Genomic DNA, 20,155 nt, shown 5'->3' with positions numbered 1-20,155 from the left:
ATAAGCCTTGAATATTTCTAAGACAGTACTTATCTCAATAATGTTAGTTAAAGTAATTCAGGCTTAGATTCATAGTGGAGTTAACCAGTATTATAAGTTCAGTCTGTGGTACTAAAATCTAATCTTTAAATTGCATAAGATGACAGAAGTGGTTATCTATAAGTTAATGAAGGGTTCTTGCGGATATGGCGAAATTGGTAGACGTGCCAGGTTTAGGTCCTGGTGAGCTTGCTCGTGGGGGTTCAAGTCCCTCTATCCGCACTTAAAGTCATGTAACTCAGGTTTTAAGAGAAAATTTATAATCACTAAGTACACTTTTGTTTGTATAAGAACCTGTTCTTAAGGATTGTATTTAACTTAAATTCTGGTAAAATGGCTTTATTAAAACATAAATAAAATATTGATAACAGGTTGTAATGTCTAGTAATATAACTCAAAATGCAGTCGAAGCAGATACATTAAGTAATATATATACCTATAAGGAACTTAGTGTAGATAAACTAAAGTATGAGTATGAAATCACAGTTAGTAGTGATTATATAGAACAAAAGATAAACTCTAGATTACAAGAAATAGCGAAGGATGCAAAATTGCCTGGATTTAGATCCGGAAAGATGCCTTACGATCTTGTTGTTACAAATTATAAAAACGAAGCTTTGGAATATGTGATAAAAGATACGATTGACTATTGCTCAAGTGATTTAATGAAAAAAATCGAAGTTAAGTCTCACATCCATCCTAAGGTTGATATTATGTCATTACCAAACCTGGATAAAAAGGATGAAAAAGGCGACTTTCTGTACAAATTATCTTTTGAATCGATGCCAAAAGTGCCAGTAATAGATCTTGATAAAATAAATTTGAAGAAAGTTAAGGCAAAAATCAAAGAGGGAGACATAAAAGAATTTATTGATTCTATAAAAACAAAATTTCCTAACTTTGTCTCTGTTGATGATGCTTCTTATCAAGCAAAAAACGAGGATAAACTGATAATTGACTTTGAAGGGCGAATTAGAAATAAGCTCTTTCAAGGTGGAAGTGGCAAAAATTTTACTGTTAATTTAGGATCTGGAACATTTATAAATGGTTTTGAAGATCAATTAATTGGCATGAAAAAAGGGGAAACAAAAAGCTTTAAGTTGAGATTTCCTGAAGATTACCAGGTAATTTCCCTTGCGGGGCAGGAGGCTGCTTTTTCTGTTCGAGTTAATGATATTCAGATTGCCGAAGATTTGCAAAGTGATAATGAAATAGCTAGGAGAATTGGTTTTGAAGATCATTCTTCGCTAATAAATCATGTAAAAGAAGTAATTGATAATCAGTGTAAAGAAATGGGAGATCTCTTAATTAAGAAAGAGCTATTTGATTGTTTGGATGCTAGTTATAGTTTTGATTTGCCTATAGAAGTAGTAAAACAGGAACAGCAGAGAGTGGAAAGAGAGTTGAATGCTAAAGATGATTCTTGTAAAGAAGCTGAAAGACGTGTAAAGCTTGCAATGCTATTTATGGAGTTCAGTAAAGAACATGAAATATCATTAACTCAAAGTGATATTATGAATGTTATTGTAAATCAATATGTCAGTAAAGATGTATCATTTGACAGAGTATTTAAACATTTTAAATCAGACGGACAATTTCAGGAATTAGTTAGAGGGCAAGCGCTTGAGTATAAAGTGACAGATTATATGATAGAAAAAGCTAGTAAAGAAGAACAGATTGTTTCTGTGAAAGAATTAAAGGAATTATTTGATAATATTTGATAGGAAAAGGTATGACTCTTATACCAATTGTAGTTGAACAAACTAGTCGCGGTGAGCGGGCTTATGACATATATTCAAGGCTAGTAAAAGAAAGAATAATTTTCGTAACTGGCCCTATTGAAGACAACATGGCCAGCGTAATAGTAGCACAGCTTTTATTTTTAGAATCGGAAAATCCTGATAAAGACATTCATATGTATATTAATTCGCCAGGCGGTGTTGTAACTGCTGGTTTATCAATCTACGATACAATGCAGTACATAAGTCCAGACGTTTCAACTTTATGTATAGGTCAAGCTGCATCTATGGGTTCTTTGTTGCTTGCAGCTGGTGCGAAAGGTAAGCGCCACTCTCTACCTCATTCAAGAATTATGATACATCAACCATCTGGTGGTTATCAAGGTCAAGCAACTGATATAGAAATACATGCTAAGGAAATTTTGCGAATTAAGAAAAAGCTAAATCAAATTTATGAAAAACATACTGGGCATTCACTCAAGAAGATTGAAGGAATGATGGAAAGAGATAAATTTTTGGATCCTATAGAAGCAATGAAACTTGGCTTGATTGATAAAGTAATAGCTGAGCGTAAAGATATGAAGATTGAAAATATTAAGGTTAAACAAAAGGTAGTTTAATGGATAACAATAATGATTTACACTACTGTTCTTTTTGTAACAAGGCACAAAACGAAGTAGATAAATTGATTACTAACTCTTCAGATGGTTTAAAGGTGTTCATTTGTAATGAATGCATAGAGTTATCCCATAAAGCAATAAGTCAAAAGAAAGAGAGAGCTTTTAATTCAGATTATATATCTGATATGAAGCTATTGCTAAAGAAACCTGAAGATATAAAAAATTTTCTTAGTAAGCATGTTGTAGGTCAGGAACATGCGCAACACGTTTTATCTGTGGCTATGTATAACCATTGTCAATCCATGGTGCAACTTCATTCTATAAGTGATATTGAAATTGAGAAGTCAAATATAATGCTTATTGGCCCTACTGGTTCTGGTAAGACTTTGCTAGCAAAAACACTTGCTAAAGTTTCAGATGTGCCATTTGCTATGGCCGATGCGACAACTTTGACTGAGGCAGGTTATGTAGGTGATGATGTAGAAAGCGTGTTGTCACGTCTATTACAAGCTGCAAATTATGATGTTGCAAAGGCACAGCATGGTATAGTGTTTATCGATGAAATAGACAAGATCACAAGAAAGTCTGAAAGCGCTTCAATAACCCGTGATGTTTCAGGTGAAGGGGTCCAACAAGCTCTACTAAAAATCATGGAAGGTACGGTTGCTTATGTTCCTCCACAAGGAGGGCGAAAACACCCGCAACAAGAGTTTATACAAGTAGACACTAGTAACATACTATTTATTTGTGGAGGAGCTTTTGAAGGCCTAAATAAAATTATTGAGGCAAGAAAAAAGGGAACATCAGTTGGCTTTGGAGCAGATATAAGTCAGTCTAAAGCACAAAAGAAAAAAAATGCTTTACGCGATGCTCAACCTGAGGACTTAATCAAATTCGGTTTGATACCCGAATTTGTAGGACGGGTTCCAATAACTGCTGTTCTAGATGAGCTGGATCACGAGGATTTAATACATGTGTTGACAGAGCCAAGAAATGCGCTAGTAAAACAATATAAAGCATTGCTTGCATTTAGTAAAGTAAACCTTGAGTTTTCAGATGAAGCAATATCAGCTATTGCTAAAAAAGCTATAAGCTATAAAACAGGTGCAAGGATGTTACGTGCTATCTTAGAGTCACTTTTGCTTGATGTTATGTATATATCCGGCAACGGAGGTTTTGAAGGTAGCACTATAACGGTTACTAAGAAAATGGTAGAATTAGGCAAAGCGACGATTAATCATAATAATAAGGGTAGTGTTATAACGGTTAATGATTAATTTGAGGCATATATTATGAGTATTGGACGTGCTGTAAACTTTAATTCTACTGTATTACCAGTATTACCTCTAAGAGATGTAGTAATTTTTCCAAATATAATGTTGCCTTTATTCGTAGGTAGAGAAAAATCTGTTCATGCACTAGAGTATGCAATAAGTAGCAGTAGTCACCAAAACGAGATTTTTCTCATAGCACAAAAAGATGGTTCTATTGATAATCCAGAGCCAGAGAATCTTTATGAAGTAGGCGTGTTAGCAAACATTATACAACCATTAATAAAACTGCCTGACAATGCAGTAAAAGTCATGATTCATGGGGTAAGAAGGGGAAGAGTTATAGAATATATTAGCTCTCACACTTTGTTACAGGCCAGAGTAGCGTTAGATGGTCATTATGAGTATGGAGAAAATGAAGATAATATTGATTTAGAAGCTTTAAGGCGTTCTGTTATAGATGCATTCGACAATTGGTGTAAACTAAGCAAGAAAAGTCGACCCGAGATTATTATTGACCCCATTGATCAAGTTAAAGAGGTTAATCAAATTGTAGATATGATAGCTTCGCACTTAAATATAAAGGTATCAGATAAGCAAAACATACTTGAAGTTTATAACCCAAAAGAGCGTTTAAAAAAAGTTTTTGCTCTTATTGAGAGAGAAATAAGTATTTTGAGTGCACAAAACCGCTTGTATAAGACAATTAAATCACAGGTTGAAAGTACTCAAAAAGTTTACTACCTTAATGAGCAATTAAAAGCTATACAGAAAGAATTAGGTGAGTTTGAAAATGGAGATGAAGGGAATATACTCAATGAATTTGAAAAAAAGATAAATGAAACAAAGCTTTCTGAGGAAGCAAAAAAGAAAGCCATAACTGACTTAAAGAGATATAAGAAAATGAATCCCATTTCTCCTGAAGCAACAGTTATATCTAGTTACTTGCATTGGTTGCTTGATTTGCCATGGGGAAAGTACAAAGATGCAAAAATTAACTTAAATGCGGCTAAAAAAATCTTAGATGAAAATCATTATGGCATAGAGAAAGTAAAAGATAGAATAATAGAATTTTTAGCAGTATTAAAGAGAGTAAAAGAGATAAAGGGTCCTATACTTTGCTTAGTTGGACCACCTGGTGTTGGTAAAACTTCTTTAGCTAAGTCTATGGCAAAAGCAGTAGGAAGAGATTTTGTTCGCATATCTCTTGGTGGTATACGTGATGAGTCTGAAATACGAGGACACAGAAAAACTTATATTGGCTCAATGCCTGGTAAAATCATTCAACACATGAAAAAAGCTAATTCATGCAACCCGCTTTTTCTGCTTGATGAAATAGATAAGATGGGTTCTGATTCGCGTGGTGATCCTGCATCTGCATTACTTGAGGTTTTGGATACTGAGCACAATAAACACTTTACGGATCATTACTTGGAAGTTGAATTTGATCTTTCAAGTGTAATGTTTGTAGCTACGGCAAACAGCTTAAATTTGCCACATCCTTTGCGTGATAGGATGGAAATTATACAATTATCTGGATATAGCGAAGATGAGAAGATCAGTATTGCTACGCATCACCTTATTCCAAAATTAAAAAAAGAGCATGGTTTGCATCAGAAGGAGTGGAAAATAACTAATGAAGCATTATACGAGTTGATACGTTTATATACACGTGAGAGCGGCGTGCGAAGCATGGAAAGGGAACTTGCAAAGCTCATGAGAAAAGCAGTTAAAGCAATATTAACTGATAAAAATAAGAAAATATCCGTAGAGGTTGGTAATTTACAAGATTACCTAGGGGTACGTAAGTATACCTTTGGCATTGCAGAAAATGAGAGTTTGGTAGGGGTAGTAACTGGTCTCGCCTATACTGAAACAGGTGGTGATATTTTAATGATAGAGTCAGTCCTAATTCCGGGCAAGGGGGAAATAAAATACACAGGAAAGCTTGGAGAGGTTATGCAAGAGTCTATAAAAGCTGCGTATAGTTATGTGCGATCAAATTGTTTATTTTTCGGTATAAAACCCGAAAAATTTCAAAATAATGATATACATTTGCATTTACCTGAGGGTGCTGTGCCAAAAGATGGTCCCTCTGCTGGCAGTGCAGTATGTACATCTATTGTTTCTCTTATGACAAATATACCAGTTAACAAAAGTGTTGCTATGACAGGTGAAGTAACATTGCGTGGTAGAGTGTTGGCTATTGGGGGTTTGAGAGAAAAATTGCTTGCTGCGCTAAGAGGATCAATCAAAACTGTGATTATACCAAGTGAAAATGAGAAAGATATGCAAGAGATTCCTGCAAATATAAAAGAAGAAATCAATGTAATTTTTGCTGAGAATATTGATGAAGTTATAAAAGTTGCTTTGATGCACCCTATTACTTCAATTGATGATAATAACGAAATTAGTGTGTCTAGCTCCATAGAAAATAAGGATAATACCTTCCCTTCATCAGAAACATTAAAGCACTAAATTGAAAAGGTTTATGCAATTTTCGTTTCTTTTTTTTAACCTCAAAGCTCTGATTTGAATATATAAATTACAAGTAACATATATGGCAATTTCATAAGTTCATTTTTCAAGCATATATTGCAATATCTCACTAGCAATTGCAACATCTTGGCGTGGAGTTTTACCATGTTCTATAAACACTGAGATTGCATAGCGCGGATCATGGTAGGGGCCATAAGCGATAAACAATTTATGACTTTCACCTTTAGAGTTTATCTCTGGTGTACCGGTTTTGCCAGCAATTTGTATACTGCCTAGTCCTTTTCTATAGTTCGAATTCACCACGTCAAACATAGCTTTTCGAACCACACTAAGATGCTCATGATTCACATCAATATCAAGAAAGTCTTGCCCTGATTTACTCATCTCAATGTGGGGAATTACCTCCTTTCCTGTTGCAACCCTCGCTGCAAGAACCGCAAGCTGTAATGGCGTTGTAAGTAAATACCCTTGTCCTATAACTAAGTTAATGGTATCACCTAAATACCACTCTGAATATAGCTTGCGTGCACGCCAATTCATGTCAGGCAACAATCCCGGAGCTTCTTCCTTAAACATTCCAATTAATGGTCCACTTCCTATACCAAATTTGCTAGCCATTTCTAGTAGAGAATCTACATTTATTTTTTTTCCTATATTATAAAAGTAAGTGTTGCATGAGAAGGCCATTGCCTCGTTTAAAGATACATATCCATGGACTTTGCTTTTTAGGCAACGAAATTTTCGTTCACCTATTTTCATATAGCCCCTACACGAGAACTTTTCTTCTGGTGTTATTATTCCATCTTTTAAACCCGCAAGCGCATCTATTATTTTAAATATTGAACCAGGTGGAATTTGATATGATAATGCACGGTTTACAAGCGGTAACGAAGGAATATTTAAACTTTCCCAAGTTTCATTTGATAATCTGCTAGTGAAAAGATTATTATCGTAAGAAGGTGAGTTATACAATGCTAAAATTTCTCCGTTATTTACATCAATTACCACTGTGGAACCTTGGTGGTCTTTAAATATCTCTGCGATTTTTTTCTGTAAATCAACATCAATTGTCAGCTGTACATCTTGTCCGTCTTGTTGAGGTATGCTAGACAACTCTCTCATGATACGCTTCTTAGAATTTATTTCCTGCTCAGACTTGCCTGTCCTGCCTTTTAATATATCATCATATGTATATTCAATGCCACTAACCCCTGCCTCGTTTATGCCTTGCTGTCTTTTCGTGTATCCGATTATATGAGAACATATCGAACCAAATGGGTAGTAACGTTTATAAAGAGCAGTTATTCTTCTTTCTGATGATTTTATCGCATCAGGTTTAATTTCCGATAACATCTGCAAGTCAACTTCCCTAGTAAAGTTTTTTTGCCCATCAAACAAAACAATATACGAAATTTTGTTTACTGCGAGTTCAACGCTATTCCTATCCAAAATCCTGCCTCGTTTAGGCACAATAGTAACAACTTTTATCCTATTATTATTGGATAGCACTTCATATTTTTGTCTATCTCGTACTTGTAAAGTATACAACCTATAACTAAAAATAGCAGAAATAGTAAGCTGAATACCACCTAATATGAATGACCTACGGTTGAAGACCTTGTTTTTTGTCCACATAGAATTCCTTTAGAACGCACTCCTTCTCCTTTTATTGGCATATTTCTAGCTTTCACCACATCACAAATCCTCTTTTCCCAATCACTTAAGGTAACAAGCTCATAACCCGATTTTTTTAGTATTTCAATAATCTGAGGTAAAGCTTCAACTGTATTTGATTTGTTATCGCGATCATGGAACAATATAATCGCTCCATTATGTACATTGCTTAAAACTCTTTCAACCAAAATCTCTGATTTATCACCTTGCCAATCCAGAGAATCGACTGTCCATAATATGGAATACATATTTAATCGATTAGTATTTTTGATCAAATTATCGTTATGACATCCATATGGTGGGCGAAACCATTTTACATTCTGTTCTGTTGCATTTTTAATTGCCACATTTGTCTTTTCCAGTTCTTGCAATTGCTCCTCACTTGAAAGTGATGTCAACTTCCTATGCGACCAAGAATGATTACCTAATTCATGACCTGCTTGATGGATCTTTTCTACTATTTTAGATGTTTTTTTATTTATGCGTTCACCAAGCAAAAAAAATGTCGCTTTTGTTTTATTGCTCTCCAGAATATTAATAATATCTCCCGATCTATTATAAGATGGACCATCATCAAACGTAAGCGCAACGAACTTATCGTTAATTTCTTTATATTACTTAAATTTTTATATGATAGATCCAAATCACAATTGAGCCCACGATACGGTAAGTTAAAGTTACAATCACTACAGAAAACTGCGCTTGAATATAGCAAAAGAAAAGCGATTATTCTTATAAACATATATAATCAGCAAAGTGCTAGAGTACTACACTTTTTTGCTAAATTAAACCACCTTTAACAGCTACTGTTTACTTCGTTACTTTGTCAATATATTATATTAATAACTTTATATAATATAGTATGATTGCAAATATAAATACCGTTGCACTTCAGGGAACCAGCACAGTAAATGTTAATGCACAAATTCACATGGCAAATGGTATTCCAGCTTTTAATATTGTTGGACTGCCGGATAAAACTGTTGCAGAATCCAGAGAGCGTATCAGAGCAACGTTAAATTCAATCAATCTTCTGTTACCTCCAAAAAGAATCACAGTTAATCTTTCCCCCTGCGGATTTGCTTAAAGAAGGTAGTCATTATGACTTAGCTATTGCTGTTGGATTACTTGTTGTAATGAATGTGATACCAGTTGAAAAAGTTCAGTCTTATATAATTATGGGCGAGCTTGCACTAGACAGCAGAGTCATACCAATCTCAGGAGTACTTCCAACAGCAATCAATGCAAAACAGGCAAATAAAGGAGTAATTTGCCCAAGGGGAAATGGAGTAGAAGCTTCATGGGTAAAGAATGTTTCTATTCTAGCTATAGAGAAATTAACCGATATTATCAGACATTTTAAGGGTGAGCAGTTAATTCAGCCGGTAACTTTTAACTATAGCGCTGCACCCAAAGAAAAAAATTCAGTTCCAGATATAAAGGATATTAAAGGTCAAGTTGTTGCAAAAAGAGCAGCTGAAATTGCAGCAGCAGGTGGACACAATATGCTTCTTGTTGGACCTCCTGGTACTGGAAAGTCAATGCTTGCTAAGCGATTTATAGGGCTATTACCCGATTTGACTGAACAAGAGATGATTGATGTTAATATCATCTCTAGCATAACAAAAGCCGGTAACGAAACATTTAAAGTAACTCGTCCCTTTCGTGAACCTCATCACTCATGCTCGATGTCAGCGATGATAGGGGGAGGGAAAAATGGCAAAGCCTGGGGAAATCACCATGGCTCACAATGGTGTGTTATTTCTTGATGAGCTACCTGAATTTCCAAGGCTTGTACTTGATTCTCTACGTCAACCACTTGAAGATAGAAAAGTTACTATTGCACGTGCAAATGCTCACATTACTTATCCAGCTAATTTTCAACTTATAGCTGCAATGAATCTCTGCAGGTGCGGTTATTTAGGTGATGCAAGTAGATCGTGCAACAAAGCTCCAAAGTGTGGCACAGATTACAAAAACAAAATATCAGGACCATTGCTTGATAGAATAGACATATGCATTGAAATGCCAAACGTTAGCATACTTTCTCCTGAAATCTCTGTGGAGGGAGAAAGTACCGAGGTTATAAGAGGAAGGGTGATAGCAGCGAGAAAAATTCAAACTGAGCGTTATAGTAAATTTAATATTCGTTGCAATGCAGAAGTCAGTGGTGAAGCATTAAATAAATTCACTGAACCAGATCAGGAAGGGTTAGAATTGCTAAAATACGTACTGAAAGAAAATTACATTTCCAATCGAGGCTATACACGTGTATTAAGAGTCGCAAGAACCATTGCAGATCTTGCGAAAAGTGAGGAAATAAAAAGAGCACACATCGCAGAAGCGCTGAATTACAGAATAAGAATATATAAATAAGTTAATTGACTTGACAGACAACTTTTTTTTTGCCATATACTATCATTAGTGAAATTTTAATATTTTTGGAGTAAAATTATGAATAAAATTGAAGCAATAAAAGATAAATATAGAGATGAAGGACTTTTGTCAGCAGCTAAAGAAGTTCCTGTGCAAGGTCGGGACCTTGTAAAAGAAAATTATAAAACAACTGTTACTTTTGCAGAAATTGCACTAGTAACTTCACTTATAGCTGCTTATTTTTTAAGTCCAGCTTATGCAACCTTTGTTGGTACAGTTGGAACAAAAGCTGAAACACTTGTTAATCCTGCGATTACTGCAATGTCTAAATTTGCATTTGCTCATCCACTTGTTGCTAGTTTGGTAGTTCTTGCTGCAGTAGCAGCTTTAATAACTGCACCTGTGTATGTATATATGAACAGTAGTAAGGCGGGTCAAATTGAGAAAGTAAAGCAAGGTATACGTAATGCTTGTGAAAAAGAAAGTAATAACTATAAATTTGATGGTAGTGAGCTGAAATTTAGTAATGATGAAAATGTCCGTACAACATTCTTTGATACTGTTGTCTCAGCAGTTGGGGGAGCAAAAAGCATTCTCTAAGTAACTTTGACAAAGCAAAGGGATAGGCTTCTATCCCTTTTTCACAATTTTTTTTTGCATTCTAAGTAGTGCTGTTTGAAAGCCTGCAATTATTATACCTACTGATTAACAATGTTAAGAATAAGTAAATCTTGTTTACTGTTTGCGTATGTCAAAATGAAAAATGTTTGCATATTGTTAAAAAAGCAGTAACTTGTTATCAAGTGGATTCACTAATATTTGAGTAAAATTTAAATGTCAATCGACCTTAGTTTACCAGAGCTACCTGTATTGCACCCAAGGATTACCGTTGTGGGAGTGGGTGGTGCTGGCGGAAATGCTGTAAACAACATGATCCAATCCAATTTGCAAGGGGTAAATTTTGTCGTAGCAAATACCGATGCTCAAGCGTTAGAGAAGTCATTGTGTGATAAAAAAATTCAACTTGGTATCAACTTAACTAAGGGTCTTGGTGCTGGTGCTTTACCTGATGTTGGTAAAGGTGCAGCAGAAGAATCAATTGATGAAATTATGGAGCATATAAAGGATAGCCATATGCTCTTTATCACAGCAGGGATGGGTGGTGGTACTGGAACAGGTGCTGCACCGGTAATTGCAAAAGCAGCCAGAGAAGCAAGAGCGGTAGTTAAAGATAAAGGAGCAAAAGAAAAAAAGATACTGACTGTTGGAGTTGTAACTAAGCCGTTCGGTTTTGAAGGTGTGCGACGTATGCGCATTGCAGAGCTTGGACTTGAAGAGTTGCAAAAATACGTAGATACACTTATTGTCATTCCCAATCAAAATTTATTTAGAATTGCTAACGAGAAAACTACATTTGCTGACGCATTTCAACTCGCCGATAATGTTCTGCATATTGGCATAAGAGGAGTAACTGATTTGATGATCATGCCAGGACTGATTAATCTTGATTTTGCTGATATAGAAACAGTAATGAGTGAGATGGGTAAAGCAATGATTGGTACTGGAGAGGCAGAAGGAGAAGATAGGGCAATTAGTGCTGCAGAGGCTGCGATATCTAATCCATTGCTTGATAATGTATCAATGAAAGGTGCGCAAGGAATATTGATTAATATTACTGGTGGTGGAGATATGACTCTATTTGAAGTTGATGCTGCAGCCAATAGAGTGCGTGAAGAAGTGGATGAAAATGCAAATATAATATTTGGTGCCACTTTTGATCAGGCGATGGAGGGAAGAGTTAGAGTTTCTGTTCTTGCAACTGGCATTGATAGCTGTAACAACAATTCATCTGTTAATCAAAACAAGATCCCAGCAGAGGAAAAAAATTTTAAATGGCCTTATAATCAAATTCCAATATTAGAAACAAAAGAATATGCTTCAACTGAGCAAACAAACGAAAGAGTTAAGTGGGGTAGCAATGTTTATGATATACCAGCTTATTTAAGAAGAAAAAAATAATGCAATTTTGGCTACTCAAGTCAGAGCCAAGCGAATACTCGTGGCAAAAAATGGGAAAGGAGCAGGTGACGCAGTGGAATGGTGTATGCAATTATCAAGCTCAAAATTACATGAGAGCTATGAAATTAGGCGATCTTGCATTTTTTTATCATACGGGTAAAGAGAGAGTTATACTTGGAATAGTTGAAGTATTAAAGGAGTATTATCATGTTTATAATTCCAAATTTGGACTAGTGAATGTAAAACTTTTGAAACCTTTAAGTAACCAAGTGACGTTAAACAGTATAAAACAAAACCCACTTTTGAAAAATATGGTTATATTAAAACAATCACGTTTATCAGTTTCTCCGGTTTTAGAGGCTGAATGGAATGAAATAATAAGGATGAGTGATGTGTAATACCTGTTGCCAAACAATATTACCTCAGCACACAACATACAGCTGTATGAGTGTTTGTTTCGAAGTAGCAAATTTTTCATCAAACACAAAGCAGTGCTTGACACTGGAATCCAGCTGTAATGCAACCACATTAAAAATGTTGTGTTTTAATATAGCTTTTATATTCACTCACCTAATGTCTAATCAGAATTCCTGGATCCCAATGTCGGAGCACTGGGATGACATACTTCTAGTGTACAATATTCGTATAGTTGTGTGTATGATACGATGGTCTATAATTCTTCTTTTTTGGGTTCCAATGTCAAGTGATGGGATAATGTCCTTTCTGGTGCTTTATTCATGTTAGAAGTAAATATTCTTGATAAGAGGTGGCATAGTATTACGAAGGACCCACAGAGTTTTGTATTAAATATTATTAACGCTTCTCTAAAAGAATTAAAAATAGATCATTATAAACCAAATATATCAATAGCTCTCGCTGATGATAACTTGCTACATCAACTTAATCTTAAGTTTAGAGAAATAGATAAGCCAACTAATGTACTATCATTTCCATGCGAACAGTTATCTAGTGAATGTGATCTAGGAGACATAGCAATTGCAGTAGATACAATAGAAAGAGAGTCTCATGAGTACTGTATATCTATCCTCACTCACACTGCACACATGTTAGTTCATGGATTGCTGCATTTACTTGGCTATGATCATCAAAAAGAAGATGAAGAAATTATAATGAAAAGTTTAGAGAGCAAGATTTTAGCTTTGTTTGAATTTGAAAAGGAAAAGTATGGTAGATAATACCAAAATATGTTATTTACAAAAAAGGGTTTTTAGCTGTAAAAGGTAAGCAATATGGTTCAGTTTTCTTTACCAAAAAATTCTAAAGTTAATAAAAAGGGCAAGGTTTATCCTACTCCTACTGGAGCAAAAAATATTAGAAGATTTCAAATTTATCGTTGGTCTGCTGATGATGATAAAAATCCAAGAATAGACACATTTTTTATCGATATGGATAATTGTGGCCCTATGGTACTTGATGTATTAATAAAAATAAAGGATGAAATAGATTCAACCTTAACTTTTAGACGCTCTTGCAGAGAAGGAATATGCGGATCTTGTGCAATGAATATTGATGGTACCAACACTCTTGCATGCACTAAATCTATACATGATATAAAAGGTGAAGTAAAAATATATCCACTACCTCATATGTATATAGTAAAGGATCTAGTTCCAGATCTAAGCCAATTTTATGAGCAATACAAATCGATTAAACCTTGGTTACAAACAGATAAATCTGCCTTACAAAATAAAGAATACTTTCAATCTCCTGAAGATAGAAAAAAATTGGATGGTCTGTCTGATTGTATACTATGTGCTTGCTGTTCGACTGGTTGCCCAAGCTATTGGTGGAATGGTGATAAATTTTTAGGGCCAGCGGTATTACTGCAAGCTTATAGATGGATTGCTGACAGTCGTGATAATAAGAAAGAAGAAAGACTTGCTTCTTTAAACGACCCATTTAAGTTGTATCATTGTCATACAATAATGAATTGTACAAAAACCTGCCCGAAAGGGCTTAACCCAGCAAAAGCGATAGCGAAAGTAAAACAGCTTATGGTAGAGAGAGAAGGAATTTGAGTGTTATTTCTGGCACTCTTCGTAAGAAAATAGTAGACCCTCTGAAGCACAGGGTATTGTTAATACTCTAAACGTTCTTCCATTCATGAAATGTATTGTTTCACCATATGATTCCAGTAATCTTTTAAACAACTCATGTCTTTGATTATTAATAGTTTGAAAATCCTTTTTTCCTAAAAGCTTTTTAGATTCAAATAGGTGAAGCATAATCTCGTGATAAGTTGGATAAGACTCCAAAAATTTTGGATCAAACTGAAAAGTTTTTATAAAAGCATTATTATAAAATTTTAGCTTTTGATTCTTACTATATATCGCTACAGCAATCGATAGCTTCTCAAGCAAACTTTCTTGTGCAGCTAAACAATTGCTTAGCTCAGTATGTAATTTTTTTTCATCACTAATATCTTTTCCATACATTACTATGCTATTAGAATTTTGCACTGGAACTTCAACAAAATTAAAAACCTTAGGTTCGTTCTTGTAAGTTATTACACACTCTCCTGGTTTTACGTTATAGGAGCCACTTGCAACAGTAAATTTTTTAGAGCTGCCTATATATTTATCATAAAATAAGTTATAAAACCTTACTTTTTTATTCTTATTGTACTTCAGTATTGGAAATGGTAAAGAGTCAAAAATTTTTTTATAGTTCTCCAATTCTCGCATAAGCTTACTATTTTCTAACTCAAGTTCATTAGCTTTTATCTTATAATCGGAGATATTCCTTATCCATAACAACACACCAATCACATTATTAGAATAATCTATTATGCTTTTACCATAACATGTGCAATAAACCTCACTGTCTTTTGACTTTAAATCTAGAGTAAAAGATTTATTTATTTCCTTTGCCTCAGCAAAACTTTTAATTAAGCTTTCTGATTGCTCAAAAAAATTTACAAATTCATTAAATGAATAAAAAACAGTATTAAGCAAAATTAGTAAATTGGGAGAAAATTTTTCTATACGTTTTTTTGCGTCCCAAATATAAAATCCATCATTCACAGTATCTATTAAATTATTTATGATAACATTTTGATGTTGTAAGTCCTTAATTTTATTACTAATTTTTAATTTAGAATATGAGAAAAAGAAGAATACTAGAATTAGTAGTAAAACTATTTCATACAAAAAAAACATAGCATTCTAAAACAAATATAAAAATTTGTAACCTCTCAGCAAAGAGATTGTACTGAAGAGGTATATAAGTGAAGATTGCCCAATACCCTAAAGCCTAATCTCTTATAAAGGTTTACAGAAGGTTTCATGCAATGTGCTACTATGTATTTGCACTCAAATTGCCTAGCTATCTTTATTCTTTCTAGAACCATTTGAGTTCCTATTCCACGACCCCTGTAAATTGGTAAAACTCCATCGCTATAAAAACCAGCTATGCTGTCTTGAATATAAAGACCGCATGTTCCAACAATTTCGTTATTTAGCATTACAAGAAAAAATCTTAACCTTGAGCTCTTATCATCATAATTCGATAATTGGCGAAAAAATGTGTTAACAATACTAATTCTATGATAAAAAATTTTAGAAGTGTGTAAATCTAATTGCTCTAAGAGCTCACTACTATTTACAACATTGAACTTCAAATTTGGAACAGCATCATCAGGCAAAAAATAATCTTTTATATTGAGTAAAACTTTTTTTGGTGTGCTAACGTGTTTTATTTCGCATTTTTCTAAAATACCCCCTATTTTTATACTTGGACTTATTATCCATGTTGCTTCTATATTTCGTGCTTTGAGATAATCTAGAGTTCTGCATATGGAAAGCTCAGTACATTGATCTTCACAAAACACAAAATTAAATAACGATTCTCTGGTACCATTTACTGTAAATATAACATTATCAAATTCGTCATGTATTTCCCACTTGGACAAATTCGTTGCATAAAGTATATAATCCTTTAGGTTCTGAATAATTAAGCTTGAATAACAAATTTTTTTATTCTGCATAAACCAACAATAAACAATAAAAGGCTCCTATAAAAACAAAGGCTAAAATTGCAGCTACAACATCATCTAGCATAATACCTAAAGGACCTTTTGTATTTTTATCAATCAAATTTATAGGCCACACTTTTATTATATCAAAAAACCTAAAGGAGAAAAAGCACACCAACAATACAGAGCTATTCATTTCTTGTTCTAATAATATTGAAACTAGAAGTACTGTCAGCAATTGACCAACTACTTCATCAATTACTACCTCTTTTGGATCATGCGGAGCTTTGTAATGTTGTATATAATTGCCTGTAGACCATAATCCAACTAAGAATAAAAAAAAAAAATTGCTGTACCTAAAATTCTGTCATTGAGTAATATAGGAACAATTGGGTAAGCAGCCAAGCTGCCTATAGTACCTGGCATGTGTTTTACCGTGCCAGATAGCCACCATGTTGATATTAATTTATATAAAAATTTCACAATATACCGAAATATAAAACTAATTTACAAGAACAGAAATAGTATCTTCTATAGAAGTATTTTCATATAGCAATCTATAGATCGCTTCACATATGGGCATTTTTATCTTTAGCTTTTCTGCTAAATCAAATGCAGACTTAGCAGTGTTAAAACCTTCAATTACCGACTTACCTTCTGATAAAATCTGCTGAGCACTAGAACCATTACTATTAGCTACTTTAGATCCAAAAGATAGATTTCTTGAATTTAATGATGTGCATGTCACAACCAAATCGCCTAAGCATGCTGGTCCAAGTAGTGTATTTATATCTACATTGCCGTCACCAACTTTTGCTGAGTATAAAGCCTTAATTTCACTCATACTTTTCGTAATTAATGCTGCATGAGCATTAAACCCAAACCTACCTAGAACAACCCCACATGCTATAGCAAAAACATTCTTTAACGCTGCACAAACTTGTATTCCTATAACATCGCTACTAAGGTACAATTTAATATTTTCTTGCTGTAGCTCTGATACTAATTTTGAACCTAATACTTCATTTTGACATGCAAGAACCATCGAATATGGTAATTTTCTTGCAACTTCTATAGCAAAGCTAGGACCAGAAAAAACAGCAAGAGGATTATTAGGTAAAACTTCATTGACTACTTCACTAGGTAATTTTAATGTAGATTTTTCTATTCCCTTACAAGCCAAAATTATTGCTACATTTTTTTTTAGGTTACAATCATTCAATTGATGACATATCTCCCTTAGAGACTGAGTGGGAACAGCTAGAATTATTACTGAAGCATTAACTGCATCTTCAATAGCTAATTTTACTGATACATTATCAGAAATTGGACAATCAGGTAGCTTGTCACTTTCTCTTTTCTCTTTAATTGATTCAAATATGGCCTTATTGCGAGTCCACAAAATTACATTTTTCTTACTACTTAATGAAATCGCAATTGCTGTACCCCATGCGCCAGCACCTAAAACTGATATTACCACTCAATATTCCTGAAAGTATTACTTATAATTTAAAACTGTAGAATAAGTAAATTAAAAATATAACATAAAAGTATAAAATAGTTTAATATCTATTAACCTAAGTATTCTTTTAATAAAAATAGCTTCTATTCAATATTTACTAAAAATAGTATTATTATAGTATATCTATTGTATTTTAGATCTATTTGTATAATTTTGGAACGACACATTAACTATTAATTAATAAGTGTAATTTCTATTATTCATTAATAAAAATTTGATTTGTTACTTTCCTTGGTTATATATATTACTAAAATTATAAATTATTTATGGGGTGTAAAATATGCGTATATTATTAATTGAAGATGATCAAGTAAGTGCAAGGACTGTAGTTAATGCCTTAACTTCTGATGGACATTTTTGCAACGTTGTTACTTCTGCACAAGATTATAACAATAATATGGTTTCCTCGGGTGGAGACTGTTACGATCTAGTTATTCTAGATATACACCTGCCTGGTGATATTGATGGATATGATATACTGTTAAGATTAAGAAGTGCAAAAATCAAAGTTCCTGTTTTAATACTTTCGTGTATCTCCGCTGCCAACCATAAAGCTAAAGGACTTGGGTATGGTGCCGACGATTACTTAACCAAGCCATTTCACAAGAGCGAATTATTAGCTCGAATTAAGGCCATAGTCCGACGTACTAAAGGCCATCCCGAATCAGTGATAAAGATTGGTAATATGAATATCAATTTTGATCACAGGATTGTTGAGGTAAAAGGCAAAACAGTTCACCTTACTAACAAAGAGTATTCCATGATAGAATTGCTGGCATTGCGTAAAGGAGCAGTGTTGACAAAAGAAATGTTTTTAAACCATCTTTACAATGGCTTGGACGAACCTTCAGACAACAAAATAGTTGATGTTTTTATGTGTAAATTACGTAAAAAACTTGAAAGTGCAAATGATGGAATAAGCCACATAGAAACCGTTTGGGGTAGAGGATATGTTCTAAAAGAGTATGTTGACGATGAAGAATACTCTAGTGTTAATATAAGCGAAAGCAGTAGTGACTATCAAGCAGAACAAGTGAAGGACAACGCATGAAATGCTTTATTCACCCATTCATTGAAGCAACAAAATAGGTAGATGAAATAAGATAAAAACCAATCGTAAAAGTGAGGTAACATGGTTAGTCTTTTAGAACTTTACAAAGACTTGCAGCAAAAAATAGAAAAGTTGGAAGCTAAGCTAAAAAGTTATAGGTAAGAAAATAAGGTTTTAGAAATAGAGGATGATGAGTTAAAGGAAAAGCTTTGTTAAGTTCAAAAGGAAATACAAAAAGAGATAAGCCAAGAAGTAAAAGGAATATAGGTGGTCAAATTGAGCGTACAGGATATGTGAAATGTTTGATACATTTACATAGTACGGCTGACATTCATGTATTGCCTAGGTGTAATAGTCTAGACTTAATCTGACAAGCATGAATTAACTGACAGAAGAATTAACAAAGTCAAAACCAAAATCAGCATCCTGTTTAATGCTATCAATATTTTTCTGATAAGCAATATGCATACTATCAAAAAAGGTTTGCATAGGAGTCTTACCATAGCAATATTTACCTGAATGCGGTCTAGATCTATTGTAAGAATGCACCCAATGGTCTACGTCTAACTGAAGTTCTGCCAAAGAGGTGTAAATTTTCTTTCTAAAGATAATATTGTAACATTCATCTTGCATAGTTCTGTGGAACCTTTCACATATGCCATTAGTCTGTGGAGAACGAGCTTTGGTTCGAGAATGATCAATATTTTCTACCCCTAAATATAGCTGGTAAGCGTGATTTTCAGGTCTGCCACAATACTCTGTACCACGATCCGTCAAAACACGTAGCAATGATACTTTCTGTTCATCAAAGAACGGTACTACCCTATCATTAAGAAGATCTGCAGCTGTGATAGCAGTCCTTTCTGTGTAAAGCTTAGCAAAAGCAACTCTGGAATAGGTATCAACAAAGGTTTGCTGGTAAATTCGTCCAATACCTTTGATATTACCAACATAATAACTGTCTTGGCTACCTAAGTATCCTGGATGCTCTGTTTCAATTTCTCCATGGGCCTCTTTTTCTTCCTTAGCCTTTTCTAGAGCTGTTATCTGTTCTTCTGTTAAAATGATACCATCCTGAGCTACTTTTGCTTCTAATGCCTTTAACCTCTTTTTAAAATTTTCAAGATCGTTTCTTTGCCACACTGATCTTATTCCACTTGCAGAGATGAGAATTCCTCTCTTTTTCAGTTCGTTTGCTGCTCTTTCTTGTCCGTATGCTGGAAACTCTATTGCTATTTCAACTACTGCTTTTTCTATATCCTCCGACACTCTATTTGCATACAATGGCTTGCTTTTGCTTATCTCGTGTAAAGCCTCTTCTCCTCCTGTTTCATACAGTTCTTTGAAGCGG

15 protein-coding genes, 1 tRNA gene and 3 pseudogenes are annotated in these 20,155 nt (G+C 34.1%); 12 read left to right on the top strand and 7 right to left on the bottom strand.

Translation table 11 applies throughout. The features are described 5' to 3' along the window. Positions 1-179 precede the first annotated feature (179 nt). From OUY_RS05310 to lon, 5 genes are all read left to right on the top strand, one after another. Positions 180-261 (top strand) — tRNA-Leu (locus OUY_RS05310). 155 nt (positions 262-416) lie between these two features. Then, on the top strand, positions 417-1,760 hold the full coding sequence (gene tig, locus OUY_RS05305; RefSeq protein ID WP_139686894.1) for a trigger factor: 1,344 nt from the start codon (positions 417-419) through the stop codon (positions 1,758-1,760). A gap of 11 nt (positions 1,761-1,771) precedes the next feature. Then, positions 1,772-2,398: an ATP-dependent Clp endopeptidase proteolytic subunit ClpP gene (gene clpP, locus OUY_RS05300; protein WP_139686893.1), complete on the top strand. Its 627-nt coding sequence runs from the start codon at positions 1,772-1,774 to the stop codon at positions 2,396-2,398. Next, positions 2,398-3,675 (top strand): ATP-dependent Clp protease ATP-binding subunit ClpX, encoded by a 1,278-nt coding sequence (gene clpX, locus OUY_RS05295; RefSeq protein ID WP_139686892.1) that lies wholly within the window; start codon positions 2,398-2,400, stop codon positions 3,673-3,675. Before clpP ends, clpX begins: the two co-directional genes overlap by 1 nt. Positions 3,676-3,690: 15 nt before the next feature. Next, the gene (gene lon / locus OUY_RS05290; RefSeq protein ID WP_139686891.1) at positions 3,691-6,147 is read left to right on the top strand and encodes an endopeptidase La; all 2,457 of its coding nucleotides are present in this window, start codon (positions 3,691-3,693) and stop codon (positions 6,145-6,147) included. A gap of 99 nt (positions 6,148-6,246) precedes the next feature. Here lon and OUY_RS05285 read toward each other — a convergent pair whose 3' ends face one another. Further along, entirely contained in the window at positions 6,247-7,803 is a 1,557-nt protein-coding gene (locus OUY_RS05285; protein ID WP_139686890.1) for a penicillin-binding transpeptidase domain-containing protein, read from the bottom strand. Then, positions 7,758-8,584, bottom strand: a pseudogene (locus OUY_RS05280) (polysaccharide deacetylase family protein). Before OUY_RS05280 ends, OUY_RS05285 begins: the two are co-directional and overlap by 46 nt. 120 nt (positions 8,585-8,704) lie before the next feature. Here OUY_RS05280 and OUY_RS05275 point away from each other — a divergent pair. The 6 genes and pseudogenes from OUY_RS05275 to OUY_RS05245 all read left to right on the top strand — a co-directional run bounded on the left by OUY_RS05275 (position 8,705) and on the right by OUY_RS05245 (position 14,276). Then, positions 8,705-10,218 (top strand): annotated as a pseudogene (locus OUY_RS05275) (YifB family Mg chelatase-like AAA ATPase). A gap of 78 nt (positions 10,219-10,296) precedes the next feature. After that, a complete protein-coding gene (locus tag OUY_RS05270; RefSeq protein ID WP_139686889.1) occupies positions 10,297-10,818 on the top strand; it encodes a hypothetical protein in 522 nt (173 codons plus the stop codon). A gap of 234 nt (positions 10,819-11,052) precedes the next feature. Beyond that, positions 11,053-12,237: a cell division protein FtsZ gene (gene ftsZ / locus OUY_RS05265; protein WP_010406864.1), complete on the top strand. Its 1,185-nt coding sequence runs from the start codon at positions 11,053-11,055 to the stop codon at positions 12,235-12,237. Further along, complete coding sequence (locus OUY_RS05260) at positions 12,237-12,635, top strand: EVE domain-containing protein (RefSeq protein WP_010406865.1); 399 nt, start codon at positions 12,237-12,239, stop codon at positions 12,633-12,635. The genes ftsZ and OUY_RS05260 overlap by 1 nt, the downstream gene beginning before the upstream one ends. 339 nt (positions 12,636-12,974) lie before the next feature. Continuing rightward, positions 12,975-13,433, top strand: a complete 459-nt coding sequence (gene ybeY / locus OUY_RS05250) for an rRNA maturation RNase YbeY (RefSeq protein WP_010406869.1) — start codon at positions 12,975-12,977, stop codon at positions 13,431-13,433. A 54-nt stretch (positions 13,434-13,487) separates the two neighbouring features. Further along, the gene (locus tag OUY_RS05245; protein WP_139686887.1) at positions 13,488-14,276 is read left to right on the top strand and encodes a succinate dehydrogenase iron-sulfur subunit; all 789 of its coding nucleotides are present in this window, start codon (positions 13,488-13,490) and stop codon (positions 14,274-14,276) included. A 3-nt stretch (positions 14,277-14,279) separates the two neighbouring features. Here the strand turns inward: OUY_RS05245 and OUY_RS05240 are convergent, their stop codons facing one another. From OUY_RS05240 to OUY_RS05225, 4 genes and pseudogenes are all read right to left on the bottom strand, one after another. Then, positions 14,280-15,416 (bottom strand): hypothetical protein, encoded by a 1,137-nt coding sequence (locus OUY_RS05240; RefSeq protein WP_139686886.1) that lies wholly within the window; start codon positions 15,414-15,416, stop codon positions 14,280-14,282. A gap of 35 nt (positions 15,417-15,451) precedes the next feature. Further along, positions 15,452-16,243, bottom strand: coding sequence for a GNAT family N-acetyltransferase (locus OUY_RS05235; protein ID WP_139686885.1), 792 nt, complete (start codon positions 16,241-16,243; stop codon positions 15,452-15,454). Then, positions 16,233-16,714, bottom strand: a pseudogene (locus OUY_RS05230) (phosphatidylglycerophosphatase A family protein). The gene OUY_RS05235 and the pseudogene OUY_RS05230 overlap by 11 nt, the downstream one beginning before the upstream one ends. 19 nt (positions 16,715-16,733) lie before the next feature. Continuing rightward, entirely contained in the window at positions 16,734-17,711 is a 978-nt protein-coding gene (locus tag OUY_RS05225) for an NAD(P)H-dependent glycerol-3-phosphate dehydrogenase (RefSeq protein ID WP_139686884.1), read from the bottom strand. Between the two features lie 322 nt (positions 17,712-18,033). On the opposite strand from OUY_RS05225, the gene OUY_RS05220 reads away from it, so the two are divergent. Beyond that, positions 18,034-18,804, top strand: coding sequence for a response regulator transcription factor (locus tag OUY_RS05220; RefSeq protein ID WP_139686883.1), 771 nt, complete (start codon positions 18,034-18,036; stop codon positions 18,802-18,804). A 381-nt stretch (positions 18,805-19,185) separates the two neighbouring features. On the opposite strand, the gene OUY_RS05215 is transcribed toward OUY_RS05220, so the two are convergent. After that, on the bottom strand, positions 19,186-20,155 hold a 970-nt coding region (locus OUY_RS05215; protein ID WP_139686882.1), incomplete at its 5' end, for an IS481 family transposase.

The sequence above is a fragment of the Wolbachia endosymbiont of Leptopilina clavipes genome (assembly GCF_006334525.1).
Lineage (GTDB): Bacteria > Pseudomonadota > Alphaproteobacteria > Rickettsiales > Anaplasmataceae > Wolbachia.
Note: the sequence above shows the minus strand (reverse complement) of the source record. Positions and strands in the feature narration are given on the sequence as shown.

What these genes read in the sequence shown, in the direction of transcription:
- tig (WP_139686894.1), top strand. Translation starts at nt 417, where the DNA reads ATGTCTAGTAATATAACTCAAAATGCAGTCGAAGCAGATACATTAAGT.
- clpP (WP_139686893.1), top strand. Translation starts at nt 1,772, where the DNA reads ATGACTCTTATACCAATTGTAGTTGAACAAACTAGTCGCGGTGAGCGG.
- clpX (WP_139686892.1), top strand. Translation starts at nt 2,398, where the DNA reads ATGGATAACAATAATGATTTACACTACTGTTCTTTTTGTAACAAGGCA.
- lon (WP_139686891.1), top strand. Translation starts at nt 3,691, where the DNA reads ATGAGTATTGGACGTGCTGTAAACTTTAATTCTACTGTATTACCAGTA.
- OUY_RS05285 (WP_139686890.1), bottom strand. Translation starts at nt 7,803, where the DNA reads ATGTGGACAAAAAACAAGGTCTTCAACCGTAGGTCATTCATATTAGGT.
- OUY_RS05270 (WP_139686889.1), top strand. Translation starts at nt 10,297, where the DNA reads ATGAATAAAATTGAAGCAATAAAAGATAAATATAGAGATGAAGGACTT.
- ftsZ (WP_010406864.1), top strand. Translation starts at nt 11,053, where the DNA reads ATGTCAATCGACCTTAGTTTACCAGAGCTACCTGTATTGCACCCAAGG.
- OUY_RS05260 (WP_010406865.1), top strand. Translation starts at nt 12,237, where the DNA reads ATGCAATTTTGGCTACTCAAGTCAGAGCCAAGCGAATACTCGTGGCAA.
- ybeY (WP_010406869.1), top strand. Translation starts at nt 12,975, where the DNA reads ATGTTAGAAGTAAATATTCTTGATAAGAGGTGGCATAGTATTACGAAG.
- OUY_RS05245 (WP_139686887.1), top strand. Translation starts at nt 13,488, where the DNA reads ATGGTTCAGTTTTCTTTACCAAAAAATTCTAAAGTTAATAAAAAGGGC.
- OUY_RS05240 (WP_139686886.1), bottom strand. Translation starts at nt 15,416, where the DNA reads ATGTTTTTTTTGTATGAAATAGTTTTACTACTAATTCTAGTATTCTTC.
- OUY_RS05235 (WP_139686885.1), bottom strand. Translation starts at nt 16,243, where the DNA reads ATGCAGAATAAAAAAATTTGTTATTCAAGCTTAATTATTCAGAACCTA.
- OUY_RS05220 (WP_139686883.1), top strand. Translation starts at nt 18,034, where the DNA reads ATGCGTATATTATTAATTGAAGATGATCAAGTAAGTGCAAGGACTGTA.